General features: G+C 34.8%; 17 protein-coding genes. 7 read left to right on the top strand and 10 right to left on the bottom strand.

Features of this window, described 5'->3' with window-relative positions:
- Positions 1–160: 160 nt before the first annotated feature.
- The 3 genes from E0H99_RS02530 to E0H99_RS02540 are packed head-to-tail and all read right to left on the bottom strand — an operon-like array spanning position 161 to position 2250.
- Positions 161–670, bottom strand: a complete 510-nt coding sequence (locus E0H99_RS02530; protein ID WP_131990863.1) for an acyl-CoA thioesterase — start codon at positions 668–670, stop codon at positions 161–163.
- Positions 671–713: 43 nt separating this feature from the next.
- Positions 714–1097: a DoxX family membrane protein gene (locus E0H99_RS02535; protein ID WP_131990865.1), complete on the bottom strand. Its 384-nt coding sequence runs from the start codon at positions 1095–1097 to the stop codon at positions 714–716.
- Between the two features lie 4 nt (positions 1098–1101).
- Complete coding sequence (locus E0H99_RS02540; RefSeq protein WP_131990867.1) at positions 1102–2250, bottom strand: ATP-binding protein; 1149 nt, start codon at positions 2248–2250, stop codon at positions 1102–1104.
- 268 nt (positions 2251–2518) lie between these two features.
- On the opposite strand from E0H99_RS02540, the gene E0H99_RS02545 reads away from it, so the two are divergent.
- The 4 genes from E0H99_RS02545 to E0H99_RS02560 all read left to right on the top strand — a co-directional run bounded on the left by E0H99_RS02545 (position 2519) and on the right by E0H99_RS02560 (position 7589).
- Positions 2519–3706, top strand: coding sequence for a phosphoglycerate kinase (locus E0H99_RS02545; protein WP_131990869.1), 1188 nt, complete (start codon positions 2519–2521; stop codon positions 3704–3706).
- A gap of 300 nt (positions 3707–4006) precedes the next feature.
- Positions 4007–6070, top strand: a complete 2064-nt coding sequence (locus E0H99_RS02550) for a LysM peptidoglycan-binding domain-containing protein (RefSeq protein WP_131990871.1) — start codon at positions 4007–4009, stop codon at positions 6068–6070.
- Positions 6071–6118: 48 nt separating this feature from the next.
- Entirely contained in the window at positions 6119–7096 is a 978-nt protein-coding gene (locus tag E0H99_RS02555; protein ID WP_131990873.1) for a DUF4837 family protein, read from the top strand.
- Positions 7097–7142: 46 nt separating this feature from the next.
- Entirely contained in the window at positions 7143–7589 is a 447-nt protein-coding gene (locus E0H99_RS02560; RefSeq protein WP_131990875.1) for a GNAT family N-acetyltransferase, read from the top strand.
- Here the strand turns inward: E0H99_RS02560 and E0H99_RS02565 are convergent, their stop codons facing one another.
- The 4 genes from E0H99_RS02565 to rnpA are packed head-to-tail and all read right to left on the bottom strand — an operon-like array spanning position 7590 to position 11297.
- On the bottom strand, positions 7590–8399 hold the full coding sequence (locus E0H99_RS02565) for an OmpA family protein (protein ID WP_317128644.1): 810 nt from the start codon (positions 8397–8399) through the stop codon (positions 7590–7592).
- Positions 8396–10033, bottom strand: a complete 1638-nt coding sequence (locus E0H99_RS02570; RefSeq protein WP_131990877.1) for a S41 family peptidase — start codon at positions 10031–10033, stop codon at positions 8396–8398. Before E0H99_RS02570 ends, E0H99_RS02565 begins: the two co-directional genes overlap by 4 nt.
- A 4-nt stretch (positions 10034–10037) precedes the next feature.
- Positions 10038–10874 carry a DUF4349 domain-containing protein gene (locus tag E0H99_RS02575; protein ID WP_131990879.1) on the bottom strand — a complete coding sequence of 279 codons (837 nt, stop codon included), beginning with the start codon at positions 10872–10874 and terminating at the stop codon, positions 10038–10040.
- A gap of 42 nt (positions 10875–10916) precedes the next feature.
- Positions 10917–11297, bottom strand: a complete 381-nt coding sequence (gene rnpA, locus E0H99_RS02580) for a ribonuclease P protein component (RefSeq protein ID WP_131990881.1) — start codon at positions 11295–11297, stop codon at positions 10917–10919.
- 125 nt (positions 11298–11422) lie between these two features.
- Between rnpA and E0H99_RS02585 the strand changes: the two genes are divergently transcribed.
- From E0H99_RS02585 to E0H99_RS02595, 3 genes are all read left to right on the top strand, one after another.
- Positions 11423–12157 (top strand): lysophospholipid acyltransferase family protein, encoded by a 735-nt coding sequence (locus E0H99_RS02585; RefSeq protein ID WP_131990883.1) that lies wholly within the window; start codon positions 11423–11425, stop codon positions 12155–12157.
- A gap of 10 nt (positions 12158–12167) precedes the next feature.
- Positions 12168–13157: an acyl-ACP desaturase gene (locus E0H99_RS02590; protein WP_131990885.1), complete on the top strand. Its 990-nt coding sequence runs from the start codon at positions 12168–12170 to the stop codon at positions 13155–13157.
- An 88-nt stretch (positions 13158–13245) separates the two neighbouring features.
- Positions 13246–13899 (top strand): HD domain-containing protein, encoded by a 654-nt coding sequence (locus E0H99_RS02595; protein WP_131990887.1) that lies wholly within the window; start codon positions 13246–13248, stop codon positions 13897–13899.
- Between the two features lie 68 nt (positions 13900–13967).
- On the opposite strand, the gene E0H99_RS02600 is transcribed toward E0H99_RS02595, so the two are convergent.
- The 3 genes from E0H99_RS02600 to E0H99_RS02610 all read right to left on the bottom strand — a co-directional run bounded on the left by E0H99_RS02600 (position 13968) and on the right by E0H99_RS02610 (position 16726).
- Positions 13968–14369 (bottom strand): hypothetical protein, encoded by a 402-nt coding sequence (locus tag E0H99_RS02600; RefSeq protein ID WP_131990889.1) that lies wholly within the window; start codon positions 14367–14369, stop codon positions 13968–13970.
- A 148-nt stretch (positions 14370–14517) separates the two neighbouring features.
- Positions 14518–15300: an enoyl-CoA hydratase/isomerase family protein gene (locus E0H99_RS02605; RefSeq protein ID WP_131990891.1), complete on the bottom strand. Its 783-nt coding sequence runs from the start codon at positions 15298–15300 to the stop codon at positions 14518–14520.
- Between the two features lie 10 nt (positions 15301–15310).
- On the bottom strand, positions 15311–16726 hold the full coding sequence (locus E0H99_RS02610; protein ID WP_131991620.1) for a sensor histidine kinase: 1416 nt from the start codon (positions 16724–16726) through the stop codon (positions 15311–15313).
- Between the last annotated feature and the right edge of the window lie 48 nt (positions 16727–16774).

Raw genomic sequence — 16774 nt, forward strand, 5'->3', positions numbered from 1 at the left:
TTATTTTATAACTCTAAAAACTGACAGGATGAATAATTATCTTGAAAATTTTATTTGTGTACGAATATTTGTTTTCGTAAAAATACTTCTTTTTTTAATGTGAATTTTCTCTTTCAAAAATATTTTAAATTTCAGTAAAAAAATAAGTTAATCCTACTTGTTATATGAATAAAGCTTTCAGCTCTGTAGCATCTTCAGGTTTTATTTTTCCAGCCAAAAGTAAGCTGAGTTGCTTGCGTCTTAATGCAGCATCAAAACGTTGTTTTTCCAGCTCTGTTTCCGGAACTATTTGCGGCACTTCTACAGGTCTTCCGGTATCATCAACTGCAACAAAAGTATAAATCGCTTCATTGGCTTTAGTTTTGTTACCAGATTCTCGGTCTTCTACCCAAATATCAATAAAAATTTCCATAGAACTTTTGAAAGATCTTGAAACTTTTGCTTCAACAGTAACGACACTTCCCAGCGGAATGGCTCTGTTAAAGGCTACGTGATTTACCGAAGCCGTAACTACAATTCTTCGGGAATGTCTTCGTGCCGCAATACTCGCTGCGCGATCCATACGGGCCAATAATTCACCACCAAAAAGATTATTTAAAGGATTGGTCTCACTTGGTAAAACCAAATCAGTTAATATCGTCAGGGATTCAGAAGGATGTTTTGGACTCATATTTTTATATAAAATGGAATTGTTGTTTTGTATAATGATAGTTTTAGTTTAACCAATAAACGGCCAATATTGCAGGGATAAAATAGATGACAATTGTTCTGGCGCCATCATAATCTTTAGCCATTCTTTGTCCGAAAAGCAACATCAATAAAGTGATACAGGAGAATACTGCTCCGTAAAAACCGAATATTCTTCCGTTGTTTATGAATAATTCAATACAGCCAACTACACATAAAATACCAGAGATTAATTCTAAAATTAAAATGTTAAGTAATGCTAATGGCACATGATTCTTTAATGGAGTTTTGGCAAAATGACCTTTTAACCAGCCTACATTGTCTTTCCAATAAAACAGTTTGTCGTAACCGGATTGTAGAAAAGTAATGGCTAGAAAAATTAAAATTAAAATCGAAGTAATGTTGTTCATTTTTTTATTTTTTGTGAATTAAACGCGTGAGTTTTATAGATAAATCGGTTAAAATAATTTTAGCATTTCCGTTGCGCTCTATGTGATACATGGCATCCGAAAGTTCTTTAAAAATATCATTTATATTGTTGCCATTTACAAAAGGGGCAAAATTCTCCAATTTGAATTTTTCTACTTGTGGCTCCATGTAAACTAAGCTTGGAGTTTGGTAATTCAGTAACAATGCCTGACGGAACATATCGATACAAAAATGTAAAAATTTCTTTTGGGTTTCTCTTCCCAAACCTGCAATTTGCTCGCTCCATTGAATCAAATCCTGAATGGCGGCGGCATTTCCTTTGGCTCTAAAAGCAGCACGAACCCAATCAACAAACCATTTTTCAAAAAAAACAGATTCGCTGTCCGGTTGTAATAATTGCAATGCTTTGTTGTAATTTCCTTGTGCTTGATGTGCTATTTTTAAAGCTATTTTAGAATCCGTATTTTCTTTTGAAACCAAAGCCTCTGCAATAATGGTTTCACTTAATCCGTTAAAATGCAGGACTTGGCATCGGGAACGAATGGTTTGAATTATATCTTCTTCGTTTTCTGAAATCAGGATAAAAACCGTTCTGTCCGTAGGTTCTTCGAGTAGTTTCAATAATTTATTGGAAGCGGCAATGTTCAATTTGTCGGCCATCCAAATAATCATTACTTTGTATCCGCCTTCGTAGGATTTTAAAGCGAGAGATTTCAAGATTTCCTGAGCATCATCAACCCTAATTTCGCCTTGTTTATTTTTAACGCCTAGAGTTTGATACCAATCAAACAAACTTCCGTACGGGTTTTGGTTTAAAAATGCTCTCCATTCCGTGATAAAATCGATGCTTTTGGGTTTTGTTTTTACATCTTCAGTACTTACGGTTGGGTAAATGAAATGCAAATCAGGATGCGAAGTTTTCTGAAATTTGATGTTACAGGCCTCGTTTAAACTGGAGTTTTCCCCGTTTTGATTGCTGCAAATAATGTATTGTGCATAAGCAATTGCCATGGGTAAAGTACCGCTTCCTTCAGGGCCAACAAACAACTGCGCATGTGGAATTCTTCCCAAATCAGCACTTCTTGTCAAATGACTTTTAATGTGTTCCTGCCCTAAAATTTCTGAAAATTGCATAAAGCAAAGATAGCAGAAAATGGTTTAGTCTAAAATTTTCGGATGCAAAGTTTCAGGAAAAGCACGTTTCAAAATGCTATCAAACACGTTTTTTTTTCAAATTTATTTTAACTTCTATGGGATTAAAAATAGTTAAAGCGTTAAAAAAGCGAATTAATTGTTGGTTTACAACGATTTCGTTGACAAAAGCTATTTTTTTCAAATTTATTAATAATTTAAAAGTTCTATATTTGTTATTCTTTCAAAAAACAAACTAAAAAAATACCTGATGAAAACTTTAAATGATTTTGATTTTGCAGCTAAAAAAGCAATAATACGTGTCGATTTTAATGTGCCTTTGGACGAAAATTTCAATGTAACGGATGCCACTCGTATCGAAGCGGCAAAACCTACAATTGACGCCATTCTTGCTCAAGGCGGAAGCGTAATCTTGATGTCACATTTAGGCAGACCAAAAGGTGTTGAAGAGAAATATTCATTGAAACACATTCTGAAAACAACTTCTGAAGTGCTTGGAGTACCAGTTCAGTTTGCTTCGAATTGTATTGGTTCAGAAGCTGCAACTGCTGCTGAAAAATTACAGGCAGGTGAAGTTTTATTATTAGAAAATCTACGTTTCCATGATGAAGAAGAAGCTGGAGATGTTGCTTTCGCAAAAGAATTAGCGTCACTTGGTGATATTTATGTAAACGACGCTTTTGGAACAGCACACAGAGCACACGCATCGACTACAATAATTGCACAATTTTTTCCTACTGAAAAATGTTTCGGATTATTACTAGCTAAAGAAATCGAAAGCTTGAACAAAGTTTTGAAAAACAGTGAAAAACCAGTAACAGCAGTTCTTGGGGGGTCTAAAGTTTCTTCTAAAATTACGGTTATCGAGAATATTTTGGACAAAGTAGACCACATGATTATTGGCGGTGGAATGACATTTACTTTTGTAAAAGCATTAGGAGGTAAAATTGGTAATTCTATTTGTGAAGATGACAAACAAGAATTGGCATTGGAAATCTTGAGATTGGCTAAGGAAAAAGGAGTTCAGATTCACATTCCTGTTGATGTTGTAGCAGCAAATGCTTTTTCAAATACTGCCGATACTCAAATTGTTGACGTTTCAGCAATTCCTGATGGATGGCAAGGACTTGATGCAGGACCAAAATCGTTGGAAAACTTCAAAAAAGTAATTATGGATTCTAAAACAATCCTTTGGAATGGCCCATTAGGCGTTTTTGAAATGGAAAATTTTGCTAATGGAACGATCGCTTTGGGGAACTTCATTGCTGAATCAACGGCAAACGGAGCTTTCTCACTTGTAGGTGGTGGAGATTCTGTAGCAGCAGTAAAACAATTTGGTCTGGAGGACAAAATGAGTTACGTATCAACTGGTGGTGGTGCTATGTTAGAAATGCTCGAAGGTAAAGTATTGCCAGGAATAGCAGCTATTCTTGACTAATAAAGGCATTGCTAAACAAATAAAAACCGTTTGATTTGTAATGATTTCAAATACAAAAACGGTATCAGAATTAAATGAAAACCTCAGTGATACTATTTATCGCTGAGGTTTTTTTACATTAAATTTTAAGAATTGTTTTTTTAAAGGGATTTTCACCTCCAAAATCAATGAAAATTCTTTACAAATGCGTGAAAGATTGCACTTTTAACAATATTTATGGAATTTTTTAGTTTAAACCTGTTAAGTTTGTAAAAACAAGCTTTGTAATCATTTGAAATATAGGTCATTGATCGTAAAAATATGAATATAAAAAATACCGCCTTATCGTTTTTTCTATTAGCATCAGCGCATTTATTTTCGCAAGAAACAGTTGTAAATAAAGACTTCGCAAAAGTAGAAACAAAACTATCTTATTTAGATTCCATCAAGAATACCTTCGTAAAAGATGACTTAGCATCTTGTGTTGACAGTTTGTGGATGAAAGAATTAACAAATCTGGATTTATACAACAACCTATCGGATGATATTAAGAACATTAATATGGACCAAATGGTGGATTATGAATTACCTACTGCGCTTTTGAAAGAAAGATTGGCGGCAATGGATGCCAAATCACCTTTCAATATTGAGTACAATCAAGGTCTGGAAAATATCATTAAGTCATTTCTAAAAAACAGAAAGAAATCTTTTGAGCGCTTGATGGGCACATCAGAATATTATTTTCCGCTTTTTGAAGAAGCTTTGGCGAAACAAAATGTTCCTTTGGAGATCAAATATTTGGCTATTGTAGAATCGGCTTTAAATCCAAAAGCAGTTTCTAAAATGGGTGCCACAGGACTTTGGCAGTTTATGTATCAAACCGGAAAACAATACGGGTTGAAAATTGACTCCTATATTGATGAACGTAGCGACCCATTGAAAGCCAGTGAAGCCGCGGCGCAATACATGACAAATATGTATAAAATATTTGGCGATTGGGACTTAGTTTTGGCCTCTTATAATTCTGGTCCTGGGAATGTTGCTAAAGCCATTAGACGTTCTGGAGGGCAACAGAATTATTGGAATATCAGAAAAAATCTTCCCAAAGAAACTCAAGGATATGTACCCGCTTTTCTCGCTACAATGTACATTTATGAATACCACAAAGAGCACGGAATTATTCCTAACAGAGCGTCAGTAAAACATTTTGCCACGGATACTATTATGATTAAGAAACAGATGACGTTCAAGCAAATATCGGATTTGTTAGATGTTCCGGTGGCGCAATTGCAGGTTTTGAACCCATCTTATAAGCTAAATGTGATTCCATTTTATCACGATGAAAATCATTATTTGAGATTACCACAAGAAAAAATAGCCGTTTTTGTGTCAAATGAAAACCAGATTTACGCCTACACTCAATATGAATTAAGCAAACGTGAAAAGCCATTTCAGGTTGAAAAAACAATGGTCGTAAAGGACACTGCTAATTATATGGCTCAAAGAGTTGCGCTTGCCAAAACAACATATTATAAAGTTAAACGTGGAGATAATCTGAGTATAATTGCCGGTAAATATGACGTTGATGTTGCTGATATAAAAAAATGGAATAAACTCAGAGGGAATGCTTTGGCTTATGGTAAAAGTTTAAAAATAGTGATGGGTCAAACTGATGTAGCGGCCGTTAAGAAAGAGCCTAAAATGGATCAAGTTCCTTCAGATAAAATTTCGAGCAATCAAAGAGTAGTTGCTTCTGAAATGAAAGCAAATAAGGATGATAAAACGAAAAAAACGGTAGAACCAAACACATTTTCTTCTAATGCAACAGCATTTTACGTGGTTCAAAAAGGAGATAATTTAGGAAGCATTGCTAATAAATATGATGTTACCGTAGCCGAAATCCAAGAATGGAATCACCTTTCAAATGATAATGTACAGTTAGGAGTTACATTGCAAGTTGTAAAAAAAGCGTCAGACAGTAAAGAAGAATTAGTTTCAGTTCCCGAACGAAAAGACATTGAATATGTTGTTCTGCAAGGAGATAATTTAGGGAGTATAGGTAAGAAATTCGGCGCTTCATTAGCGGATTTAAAACAATGGAATAATTTACCGGACAATACTATTGGCATAGGTGCCACTTTGATTGTTGCCAAAGATGAAATAGTTATCAATACAAATAAAGCAACGGTAAGTTCATTTAAGAGAAAAACAAATATCGCTGAATCCTATAAAAAAGAAGCAATTGATTACTATGTGAAAAAAGGAGATTCCTTGTATAGTATTTCTAAAAAATATCCAGGAGTAACCATTTCGGACTTAAAAAAATGGAACGGTATTCGCAGTGAAGAACTCAAGCCCGGAATGAAGTTAAAAATAAACGGATAATACGATAAACTTCTATAAATTTGGGTTTTATTTTATAATTGTATAGTAATGAATAAAGCCCATTTTTTATTTCTTCTGATTTCTTTGATGTTGTTTTCCTGTAAAAAGGAAAATGAATCTTTGCCACGAAAAACTTCGGGAAAAATCAATACTATTTCGGTCATTATTGACGATCAATTATGGAATGGTGATGTGGGAGACAGCATTCGAAACAAGTTTGCATCGCCAGTAATTGGTTTGCCACAAGAAGAACCATTGTTCAACATAAATCAATATCCAGTTAAGCTTTTGGAAGGTTTTATGACCGATACCAGAGCGATTATTGTGGTAAAAAAAGGGGAAATAAATAAATTTGAGATTGTTAAAGACCAATATGCATCTCCTCAGAATGTATTTCATATTTCCGGCAAAACAAGTACGGATATTATAACAACCATGGAAAAAAATGCGCCTAAAATGATTCAGCTTATCAAGCAGGCAGAAATAGCCGAAAGCCAGAAAATCAATAGCCAATCTCATATTGATCCGAAGGTAATTTCGAATAAATTCCATCTCACATTGCAGGTGCCTTCCGGTTACGCATACGTGCTTCACAAAAGCAATTTTATGTGGTTAAAAAAGGAAATTATCGGAGGAAACACAAGTCTTTTAATTTATCAAGTTCCTTTAAACACGATTAATAAAGACGCCGATTTAATATCCAACATTATTAAAATGCGAGATTCCATTGGTAAATTATACATTAGGGGAACGGAGCCTGATACTAATATGACTACTGAAGAGGCGTATGCTCCTTACCTTTTCAAGATTACTCTTGATGATAAAGAAACCTTTGAAACGAAGGGAACTTGGGAGTTAAATAATGATTTCATGTCAGGTCCTTTTATCAATTATGCCATTATCGATAAGGAATACAATCGAATTCTGGTTTTAGAAGGATTTTGTTACGCGCCATCCAAAGAAAAACGCGATCTCATGCATGAACTCGAATCTATTATAAAATCAGTAAATGTATTGAAAAGATAATCTTATTTTCTTTTATTTGTACGATACAAAAAACATAAAAACAGGCATGATATTACAATGGGAAATTAAGGCGTTTGATGCATTAACGGTTCACGAACTATACGATTTGTTGCAATTAAGAAGTGAGATCTTCGTAGTGGAGCAAAATTGCGTTTATCTTGATCTTGACGGCAAAGATAAAGTAGCGTTACATCTTATAGGCGAATTTGACGGTAAAATTGTCGCTCATTCCAGATTATTCAAACCCGGAATCAGTTTTGATAATGCTTCTATCGGAAGGGTAACTGTTGATGCAAATTACCGTGACAGAAAATGGGGTCATGACTTAATGCGAGAATCAATTGCCGGGATAGCTTTGCATTTTGGCGAAAACAAAATCACTATTGGAGCGCAATTGTATCTAAAAAAATTCTACGAAAACCACGGATTTGTACAAACCAGCGAAATGTATCTGGAAGATGATATTCCGCATATTGAGATGAAAAGAGAGTAATTAAATTTTCATAATAAGAAATTCGACTCTTCGGTCTAGCGCTTCCCCCAGACCCGTAGGGAATTTGTTACCACTTCCAATATACTTCATTCTAAGACTGTTTATGCCTTTAGATATTAGGTATTTGTATACGCTTTTGGCTCGATTCAAAGATAGTTTCCTTTCGTGACTGTCTTTATCGACGGCATCATCATAATAATTGGGAGTACAACATACGTGTCCTTTAATGTCAAATTGTACATTTTTTTGCTTTTGTAGGATTTTTGAAATTTTGTCTAATTCCAGTTTGGATTGTTCCGTTAATTTACTGCTTCCCAAAGGAAATAAAATATTGTCTAAGTAGACTCGATCCCCAACTTTATGATTATCCTGAAAAGAGTTATAAATTCCTTTTCCAAAACTATTTTTCTTAACAAGAAACAAGTCAACACGCCTATTTTTGGAACGGGTTTCGTTTAAATTTTCAAAAGCATCATTTTTTAAAATCACCCGACCTTTACCCTCGATAATAACAATTTTATTTTTATTAAAACCATTAGAAGTCAGGATATCTTGGACGGTTTTTACTCTGTTGTCCGATAATTTATAATTGTAATCATTATCGCCTCTATCGTCACAATACCCATAAATTTGTATGGATTCGACTTTTGAGGTATCTACTTTTTTTATAAAATCGATTATAATTTGTACTTGGTCATTATAAAGATTGTATTTGTCAAATTCAAAATATACGGTCTCTGCAGTTTTACTCTGTGCCGATAGATAACCAAAAAACAACAGGAATAGTAGACTAAATAAGTTTTTCATCATATTTTTAAAATAGTCTTATACTCGGAGTTGTTGTTCAAAATACTTACGGCTTTCTTAATTTCGGAGTTATTTTTTATGTAATACTGATACAATCCTTCTTGATATTGATAGCGTTTAATGATTTCATCCAAAATCAGATTTTTAATTTCTTTTTGGTTTTTATCCAATAAAGCATTCTCACTTTTCTGAAGTGCAGTAAGCAATTGTTGGTATTCGACAAGGATGGATTCCTCTATTTTTTCTTTTTTGGCTACAGCCAAAGTGTTTTTCAACGCGAGTTCTGTTTCGGTGTCAAAGGAGAATTTTTGCACTTTTAAAAACTGCTTGAAATCCAGAAAATCCGCATCAGAAATGGTAGGAATACGATTCCCTAAATCGGGGTTTTTATAATAATAACTAGTTACGTAATTAAAAATCCCGTCATTTTTTATCAAAGCATCGGTTATTGGACTTGATTTTGCTTCTTCCAATTCCACATCGGGTTGAATACCACCGCCATCATAAACCATTCTTCCTTTTCGGGTTTTAAATGCATTGTAATTTTTCTCGTCTGTCTTTACAGCTTTGCCATTTATGTCTTTTCGGGTGTAATCCAAGGCTTGAATGCATCTTCCTGATGGCGTGTAATAGCGCGAAATGGTTACTTTTAGTTGCGTTCCATACGTTAAATCCACCGGCCTTTGTACTAATCCTTTTCCAAAACTTCGGCTTCCTACCACCACAGCGCGATCTAAATCCTGCAAGGCGCCAGCCACAATTTCTGATGCCGAAGCACTTCTGCCATTGACAATAATGATCAAAGGAATGTCAGTGTCTACAGGGTCTTTACTCGTTTTATAGGTGCTGTTGTGTTTTTCTATTTTTGATTTTGTAGTAACAATGATTTCATTTTTTGGAACAAAGAGATTACAGATATTCACCGCTTCATTCAAAAGCCCACCCGGATTATCTCTTAAATCCAATATAATTCGTTCAGCACCGTCTTTTTTTAATTGTTCCAATGCTTCTTTGGTTTCGAAGGACGCTTTTTTGTTAAAATGAGACAATACAATATATCCGGTCTTGTCGTCTATTTTTGCGAAAAAGGGAACCGATTTGATTTCGACTTCGTCAAGGACAATTTGAGTAGTGTTCATTTTTCCTTGTCGGATGTATTTGATGTCGATTTTAGTGTTTTTCGCACCTTTAAAAAGCTGTGAAGCATCTTCTTTGAAATCAGATAGTAATACATCGCCTATTTGAGTAATTTCATCACCCGCTTTAAGACCCGCTTTATCCGCAGGGAAATTTTTATACGCTTCCTTGACTATTAATTTATCTTCTTTTCGAGTCAATAAAGCGCCTATTCCGGTATATTCTCCAGTGTTGTTTATCTTGAATCGCACGACATCCTGCTCGTTGAAATAAACGGTGTAAGGGTCTAAATTAGCTAACATCCCTTTGATGGCTTTGTCCATTAATTCACCGGGATTGGTTTCATCGACATAATTCCTGTTCAATTCCTTGAAAAGGGTTGTGAATATCTCGATTTGCTTTGCGATTTCAAAAAAATCGTCTTTGAAACTAGCACCAATGAACAGAAATGCCGAAGCGACAACGGGAATTATGAATTTTTTTTTGAAGAAAGAATACATTGTTTTATATTTTTTTTGTCTTAAATCTTTTTCTAATAAAGTAACCTATAGCAAACAGGATAATGATAAACGGCCAAATACTGAGTAAATTTATAAATAAACTCGACATACTATTGAATCCCGATTTGATAGCAGTCCAAATTTTCATTCCATAAGAGGCTGTTACGCCACTTTCTTCAGCGATGGATTTATAAAATTCTACAGTAATTGTACTAAATGAAACTCGGTTTTGCATATAGTTCAACTGTCCTTCTTTTGCTTCGATTTCTTCACGAATGGAGGACAATTGTTTTTCAATTTCCAACATTTCTGTAACCTTATTTGCTTTTTTCAAAAGTTCGAGATAACGGTTTTCCAGTACTTTTTTAGCTTTTAATCGAGCATCAATGTCAATAAATTCAGCAGTTACATCTTGAGATGATATTTCTTTATTGTCAAAATAAGCAACTCCTTTTGAAATGTCTTTCAAAAACAAGTCGAAATTTTTGCTAGGAACTCTAATGATTAATTTTCTAAAAACTGACTCGTAATCCTTGCCTTCGGTATCATTTTGAATAGTAGCATTATGGCTCTTTGCTGCATTTTGTATTTGATTATAAGTGGCTGTTAAATCATTGGTTTGAAAACGAAGACTGCCTTCTTTGATGATTTTTTGTTCAATACTTTGAGGAGTTTCTTTTGCCGGCGCATTTAAATCGGCTTTGTCATAAAGAGCATTGCCGGCCGAAGCTTCTTTTGGAGGAAGTTTGATAGCCGATACTTTCATATCTAAATCAGCCTCAGCTTTTTTACAACTGGAAAAAGAAAGTATTAATAGAAAAAACAAGGCTATTGACTTCATAAACATTAAATTTTAATGCTAAAAATACAAAAAATAGAATTGCTACTCTTCTTTTTTTATTTGAAGCAAAAACTTCTCGAACAATTGAATGGTTTTGGTATTAATTTCCTCATATGCCAACCGGTCTTTAGTTTGGTAAAAAAACATAAAGGAATATGGTTGGTCCAGATTGTCAATCAATAAGTGTTTGTTGAGACGGTAGGTTTCGCGCAACACACGTTTGAAATAATTGCGGTCTACGGCTTTCTTAAAATTCTTTTTGGAAACCGAAACGCCCATTTTTATTTTTTCACTTTTGTCAAAGGAACCGGCTTTATATACCAATCGCAACGGATATTTAGATACTGATTTCCCTTCGGTAAACAATAATCCAATGGTGATTTTACTTTTTAGCTTTTCGTTTTTTGGGTAAGTGAAGTTCATTTTAATAGAAAAAAGACATAGATTTTGATTGGCAAAGTTACGATTAAACGTTGAGCCTGTATATTGTTTCGGATTTAAATCGGGCTAAAAATATATTTCTTACTTTTGTGGCAAATTTTTAAAGCATGCAAAAACTAATTTCGTATCCCATTTCCGTAATTTATTATTTATGTTTCGGTCTTACATTGGTTATTTTTCATCCAATTCAATGGGTTTGCTTCAATGTTTTTGGTTATCAAGCCCATAAAAAAAGTGTCGATTATTTGAATTTTTTCTTATTGAAATGCACGAATCTTTTGGGAACAACGTACAAATTTGAAAACATAGGAAGTATTCCTAAAAATGTTCCGTTGATTTTTGTGTCCAATCATCAAAGTATGTACGATATTATTGCTATGATTTGGTTTTTCCGCCGATTTCATTGTAAATTTGTCAGTAAGAAAGAATTAGGAAAAGGAATCCCAAGTGTATCGTTTAATTTGCGTCATGGAGGCTCTGCTCTTATCGATCGTAAAGATCCCAAACAAGCCATTCCGGCTATCAAAGGATTGTCAGAATATATTGAAAAACACAACCGCTCCGCAGTTATTTTTCCGGAAGGAACAAGAAGTAAGACTGGTAGACCAAAAGAGTTTGCTCAAAGCGGTTTGAAAATTTTATGTAAATATGCGCCATCGGCATACGTAGTTCCAGTAAGCATAAACAATTCTTGGAAAATAGTTAAATACGGGTTTTTCCCTTTAGGTTTAGGAAATCGCCTTACCTTTGTAGTTCATAAACCATTGGCGGTTAAAGATTATGCTTTTGCTGACTTAATCGCACAAACAGAAAAAGCAGTTGTTCAAGGAATAAAAATTTAATTTATATATAATGTCAATAAAAAACATTCGATTAGAAGTAATGCAGTTTTTGGAAAAAAACGTAGACAGCTTTGTCGATCAGTATCTAATTCCAGTAGAAAAAATATGGCAACCAACGGATTTTTTGCCTAATTCTCAAAGTGATACTTTTTTTGATGAGGTGAAAGAATTACGTGAAATCGCAAAAGAATTACCGTATGATTTCTGGGTAACTTTAGTAGGTGATACCATTACTGAGGAAGCTTTACCAACCTACGAATCCTGGTTAATGGACGTAGACGGAATTGATAATGTAGAGCGAAACGGTTGGTCTAAATGGATCAGACAATGGACTGGAGAGGAAAATCGTCACGGTGATTTACTGAATAAATACTTGTATTTATCAGGCCGCGTAAACATGCGTGAAGTAGAAATGACAACTCAACACCTGATCAACGACGGTTTTGATATTGGAACAGGAAGAGATCCATACAAAAACTTTGTGTATACCAGTTTTCAAGAATTAGCGACCTATGTTTCTCACAACAGAGTGGCGCAAATGGCTAAGAAATATGGCGATAACAAATTGTCTAAAATGTGTAAAATGATTGCTGGTGACGAAATGCGCCATCATCATGCGTACAGCGAATTTGTAACTCGTATTTTTCAGGTTGATCCAAGTGAAATGATGCTTGCGTTTCAATACATGATGAAAGCAAAAATCGTTATGCCTGCGCATTTCTTGAGAGAATCCGGTGAAAAAATCAGTACTGCTTTCGAACAGTTTTCTGATTCGGCACAAAGAATTGGGGTTTATACCGCAGCGGATTATGTGGATATAATGCAAAAACTAATCGACAAATGGGAAATTGACAAAATTTCCGGTTTGACAGATGAAGCAGAAAAAGCCCGTGATTACTTGATGAAATTACCGGGTAGAATGGCAAGAATTTCAGAAAGATTGGTAATTCCACAAGAGTCACATATCTTCAAATGGGTAGAGCCAGCTTTAGTAAGATAGATTTTGAGTTCTAAATAAAGAATAAAAATGTTGAATTTTGAAGTTGTAGAACTTTGAAATTCAACATTTTTTTTAAAGTATATAAACAATGATAAACCCTGATTTAATAAGCAAAACGATTCTTTTTGTAAAAGCAAAACTAGAAAATGCCGAAGGCGGACACGACTGGTTTCATATCGAAAGAGTGTTTAAAAATTCTGTTCTGATTTCAAAAAATGAAGCTTGTGATACTACTGTTGTTAAACTTGGGGCTTTGCTGCACGATATCGCCGACAGTAAGTTTCACGATGGTGATGAAACCGTGGGTCCCAGAATAGCAAGAGCATTTTTGGAATCAGAAAATGTTGACAAAGAAATTATAACGCATGTGGTGAATATCATTGAAAACATCTCGTACAAAGGCGGTAATTTCCAAGAGAAATTCTCATCCATAGAATTGGATGTGGTTCAGGACGCAGACCGTTTAGATGCTATTGGTGCCATTGGAATTGCCAGAACATTCAATTATGGCGGATTTAAAAACAGAGCGCTCTACGACCCTAAAATTGCTCCAAATTCCAGCATGACCAAGGAAGAATACAAGAAGAATGATTCTCCAACACTCAATCATTTTTATGAAAAGTTATTGCTTTTGAAAGATAAGATGAATACCGAGACCGGAAAACAAATCGCACAAGAAAGACACCGTTATATGGAAAGATTTCTGGCGCAGTTTTATGCGGAATGGGAAGGGGAGAAATAGGTATTTGTGTTGTAGAGACGCACCGTAGAGACTCACTGCAGTGCGTCTCTACAACGTGAATCATTTTTTTATATAATCCCTTTTGCCTTCATTTCAAGAATCACATCCGAAGCGTTTTTAAAAGTTGGTGCTTGCTCAATAATAGTTCCCACTCTTTTTTTATTGAGCTTAAAGGTGATATCATTCTCTGTTGTAAACAGCAAAGCGGTTAAAAACGGGTTATTCATATACGGAGCCAATATGATAAAAGCTTCGTCAAGCGAATGGAAACTTTCTACTTCTTCGGTTTTGTAACGCGCCGTAACCGAAAGACTAAAAACGTCATTTTCCAGTAAAACGGGACGCACATAAATATTTTTCAGTTCCGTATCACCAATGGTTTTGGCAAGTGTTAATTTGGCGTAAGTTCCATTTTGGATGCTTTCTTTTACCTTTTCCCAGAAAAGTGCAAATACAGGTTGGAAGGACATAAGTTTAATTTTAGATGGTGTGTTATATTTCGAAACGGGTCTGTAAAATTAAGTGTTGTAAAGCAAACAATCCGTTTTTGAGGAAAGATTATTTTAAATGCAATCACTTGTAAACTAAAAAGAGAACCAATGTGGCTCTCTTTTGTTATTATTTCCCAGTAAACACTGCTTTTCTTTTCTCCAAGAAAGCCGTTGTTCCTTCTTTAAAATCTTCGGTTCCAAAGCATTTTCCAAAAGCTTTTATTTCGGTTTCATAACCGTTTTTGCCTTCTTTGAAATTAGCATTGACTGCTTTTATGGCTTTGCCAATAGCATACGGAGAGTTCTTTATTATTTTATTTGCCACGCTCACACAGTAATCTAGAAGTTCTGCTTCTGGGACTACGTGATTCACCAGCCCAGTTCTATAAGCGTCTTGCGCGGTTACCATTCCTGCGGTCATTATCATTTCCATTGCGCGTCCTTTTCCTATCAATTGTGGCAAACGCTGTGTTCCTCCATAACCGGGAATTACACCCAGAGAAACTTCAGGTAATCCCATTTTTGCATTTTCCGAAGCCACTCTGAAATGACACGCCATCGCTAATTCTAATCCGCCACCCAATGCAAAACCATTGACAGCCGCAATAACCGGAGTTTTTAAATTCTCTATAAAATCAAATAATTTTTCTTGCCCTTCAGCTGCCAGTTGCATCCCTTCTTCAATCGAAAAATGAGCAAATTCAGAAATATCTGCTCCAGCCACAAAAGCTTTTTCACCACTTCCAGTTAGAATAATAGCACGAATTTCATCATTTTTTCCTAATGTTTTGAAAGCTTTATGCAAATCAGAAATGGTTGCAACATTCAAAGCATTTAGTTTAGTCGGACGATTAATGGTAACCGTTGCAATGTTGTTTTCGGTAGAAATTAAAATACTTTCGTAATTCATAATTGTATTTTTAAGTGTTAATTATTGGAAGTGATACAATAAAAGTAGTTCCTTTTCCAAATTCAGTTTCAAAGGTAATTGTTCCTTTATAATTTTCAATAATGTTTTTTATAATACCAAGACCAAGACCCATTCCACTGCTTTTAGTGGTGAATTTTGGTTCAAATATCCGGCTTATGTCTTTGGGTTGAATGCCAATCCCGTTGTCAGCAACAGTAATTAGAACGTTGTTTAATTCTTTTTTTACCGATACAATGATAGACTTGTTTTCCTGTTGTTCCGGAATGGACTGAATGGCATTCTTTGCTAAATTCGTGATAATTCGGATAAGTTGTGTTCGGTCAATTTTCGAAATAATTTCGGGAGAATCACTGTGAAATTCAATGTATTCTTCGTTGAAAATATCCATTGCAAGTTCTACTACTCCCACTACGTTTAAGGTTTCATTTTGCTGGGCCGGCATCGATGCAAAGTTCGAAAAAGCCGAAGCAACTGCACTCATCGTATCAATTTGTTGAATTAAAGTTTCGGAGTAGTCATTCATTTTCTGTTTTACATTGGGATCAGTCGGATCAAATTTCCGCTGAAAACTCTGCACTGTTAATCGCATTGGCGTAAGCGGATTCTTGATTTCATGCGCCACCTGTTTCGCCATTTCGCGCCAAGCTTCTTCACGTTCGCTTTGCGCTAGTTTGATGGCACTTTTCTCCAGTTCATCCACCATTCCGTTGTATGCTTTTATTAAAAGATTAATTTCTTTGCTGCTGGCTTCCAAAACAATTTTTTCGTTTTTTTGATTCAAACTCGTTTCGCTTAATTTGTCTGAGATTGTTTTCAACGATTTAGTAATGTAAGAAGAGAGAAAATAGGCCAATGCAAAAGCTACAATTAGCATAAAAGAATATACTTGTCCCAAACTGATAAGAAAACTATTTAACTCATTTTTATAAAATTGATCGTCTTCAATATAGAGTAAATTTAAAATACCAAGCGGTTTAAACTTGTCGTCCTTTATTTGGCTGTAAGAGGAAAGACTCTTTATCCCATCAATGGTTTTAATGTCCACGTATCTTTTTTCAATAGAGGAACGAACTAATTTCAGGATGTATTTTGGGATAGGAGGAGCTACTTTATCTACAGAAAACGATTCTTTGGAGGATTTTAGTAACTTTCCATCCAGACTGTAAATGTTGATTTCAATGTTATGAATTTGTGCTAATTCGTGAATTTTATCTTTAAAAATTAAATCTAAATTCCCTGATGTCAACGGATATGTAGTTGTGGAAAGCACATAATAGATATGCTCTTTTACAGCATTTTCTTTTCGCTCCAGACGTTCTTGATGGTATTCCTTGGCTTCGTTTTTAAACTGAAAAATAGAAATGGAAGCCAATAAAACGGAAGCCATTACTATCAATACAATCATCGAAAGGAAAATCCTGATTCGTAATGAAAGCATTGCTATTTTGAAGCT

The organism is Flavobacterium sp. GT3P67 (assembly GCF_004349155.1).
GTDB classification, from domain to species: Bacteria; Bacteroidota; Bacteroidia; order Flavobacteriales; family Flavobacteriaceae; genus Flavobacterium; species Flavobacterium ranwuense.

Bases quoted from the DNA above. Each gene is read 5' to 3' on its own strand.
- E0H99_RS02530 (WP_131990863.1), bottom strand. From the start codon at position 670: ATGAGTCCAAAACATCCTTCTGAATCCCTGACGATATTAACTGATTTG.
- E0H99_RS02535 (WP_131990865.1), bottom strand. From the start codon at position 1,097: ATGAACAACATTACTTCGATTTTAATTTTAATTTTTCTAGCCATTACT.
- E0H99_RS02540 (WP_131990867.1), bottom strand. From the start codon at position 2,250: ATGCAATTTTCAGAAATTTTAGGGCAGGAACACATTAAAAGTCATTTG.
- E0H99_RS02545 (WP_131990869.1), top strand. From the start codon at position 2,519: ATGAAAACTTTAAATGATTTTGATTTTGCAGCTAAAAAAGCAATAATA.
- E0H99_RS02550 (WP_131990871.1), top strand. From the start codon at position 4,007: ATGAATATAAAAAATACCGCCTTATCGTTTTTTCTATTAGCATCAGCG.
- E0H99_RS02555 (WP_131990873.1), top strand. From the start codon at position 6,119: ATGAATAAAGCCCATTTTTTATTTCTTCTGATTTCTTTGATGTTGTTT.
- E0H99_RS02560 (WP_131990875.1), top strand. From the start codon at position 7,143: ATGATATTACAATGGGAAATTAAGGCGTTTGATGCATTAACGGTTCAC.
- E0H99_RS02565 (WP_317128644.1), bottom strand. From the start codon at position 8,399: ATGATGAAAAACTTATTTAGTCTACTATTCCTGTTGTTTTTTGGTTAT.
- E0H99_RS02570 (WP_131990877.1), bottom strand. From the start codon at position 10,033: ATGTATTCTTTCTTCAAAAAAAAATTCATAATTCCCGTTGTCGCTTCG.
- E0H99_RS02575 (WP_131990879.1), bottom strand. From the start codon at position 10,874: ATGAAGTCAATAGCCTTGTTTTTTCTATTAATACTTTCTTTTTCCAGT.
- rnpA (WP_131990881.1), bottom strand. From the start codon at position 11,297: ATGAACTTCACTTACCCAAAAAACGAAAAGCTAAAAAGTAAAATCACC.
- E0H99_RS02585 (WP_131990883.1), top strand. From the start codon at position 11,423: ATGCAAAAACTAATTTCGTATCCCATTTCCGTAATTTATTATTTATGT.
- E0H99_RS02590 (WP_131990885.1), top strand. From the start codon at position 12,168: ATGTCAATAAAAAACATTCGATTAGAAGTAATGCAGTTTTTGGAAAAA.
- E0H99_RS02595 (WP_131990887.1), top strand. From the start codon at position 13,246: ATGATAAACCCTGATTTAATAAGCAAAACGATTCTTTTTGTAAAAGCA.
- E0H99_RS02600 (WP_131990889.1), bottom strand. From the start codon at position 14,369: ATGTCCTTCCAACCTGTATTTGCACTTTTCTGGGAAAAGGTAAAAGAA.
- E0H99_RS02605 (WP_131990891.1), bottom strand. From the start codon at position 15,300: ATGAATTACGAAAGTATTTTAATTTCTACCGAAAACAACATTGCAACG.
- E0H99_RS02610 (WP_131991620.1), bottom strand. From the start codon at position 16,726: ATGATTGTATTGATAGTAATGGCTTCCGTTTTATTGGCTTCCATTTCT.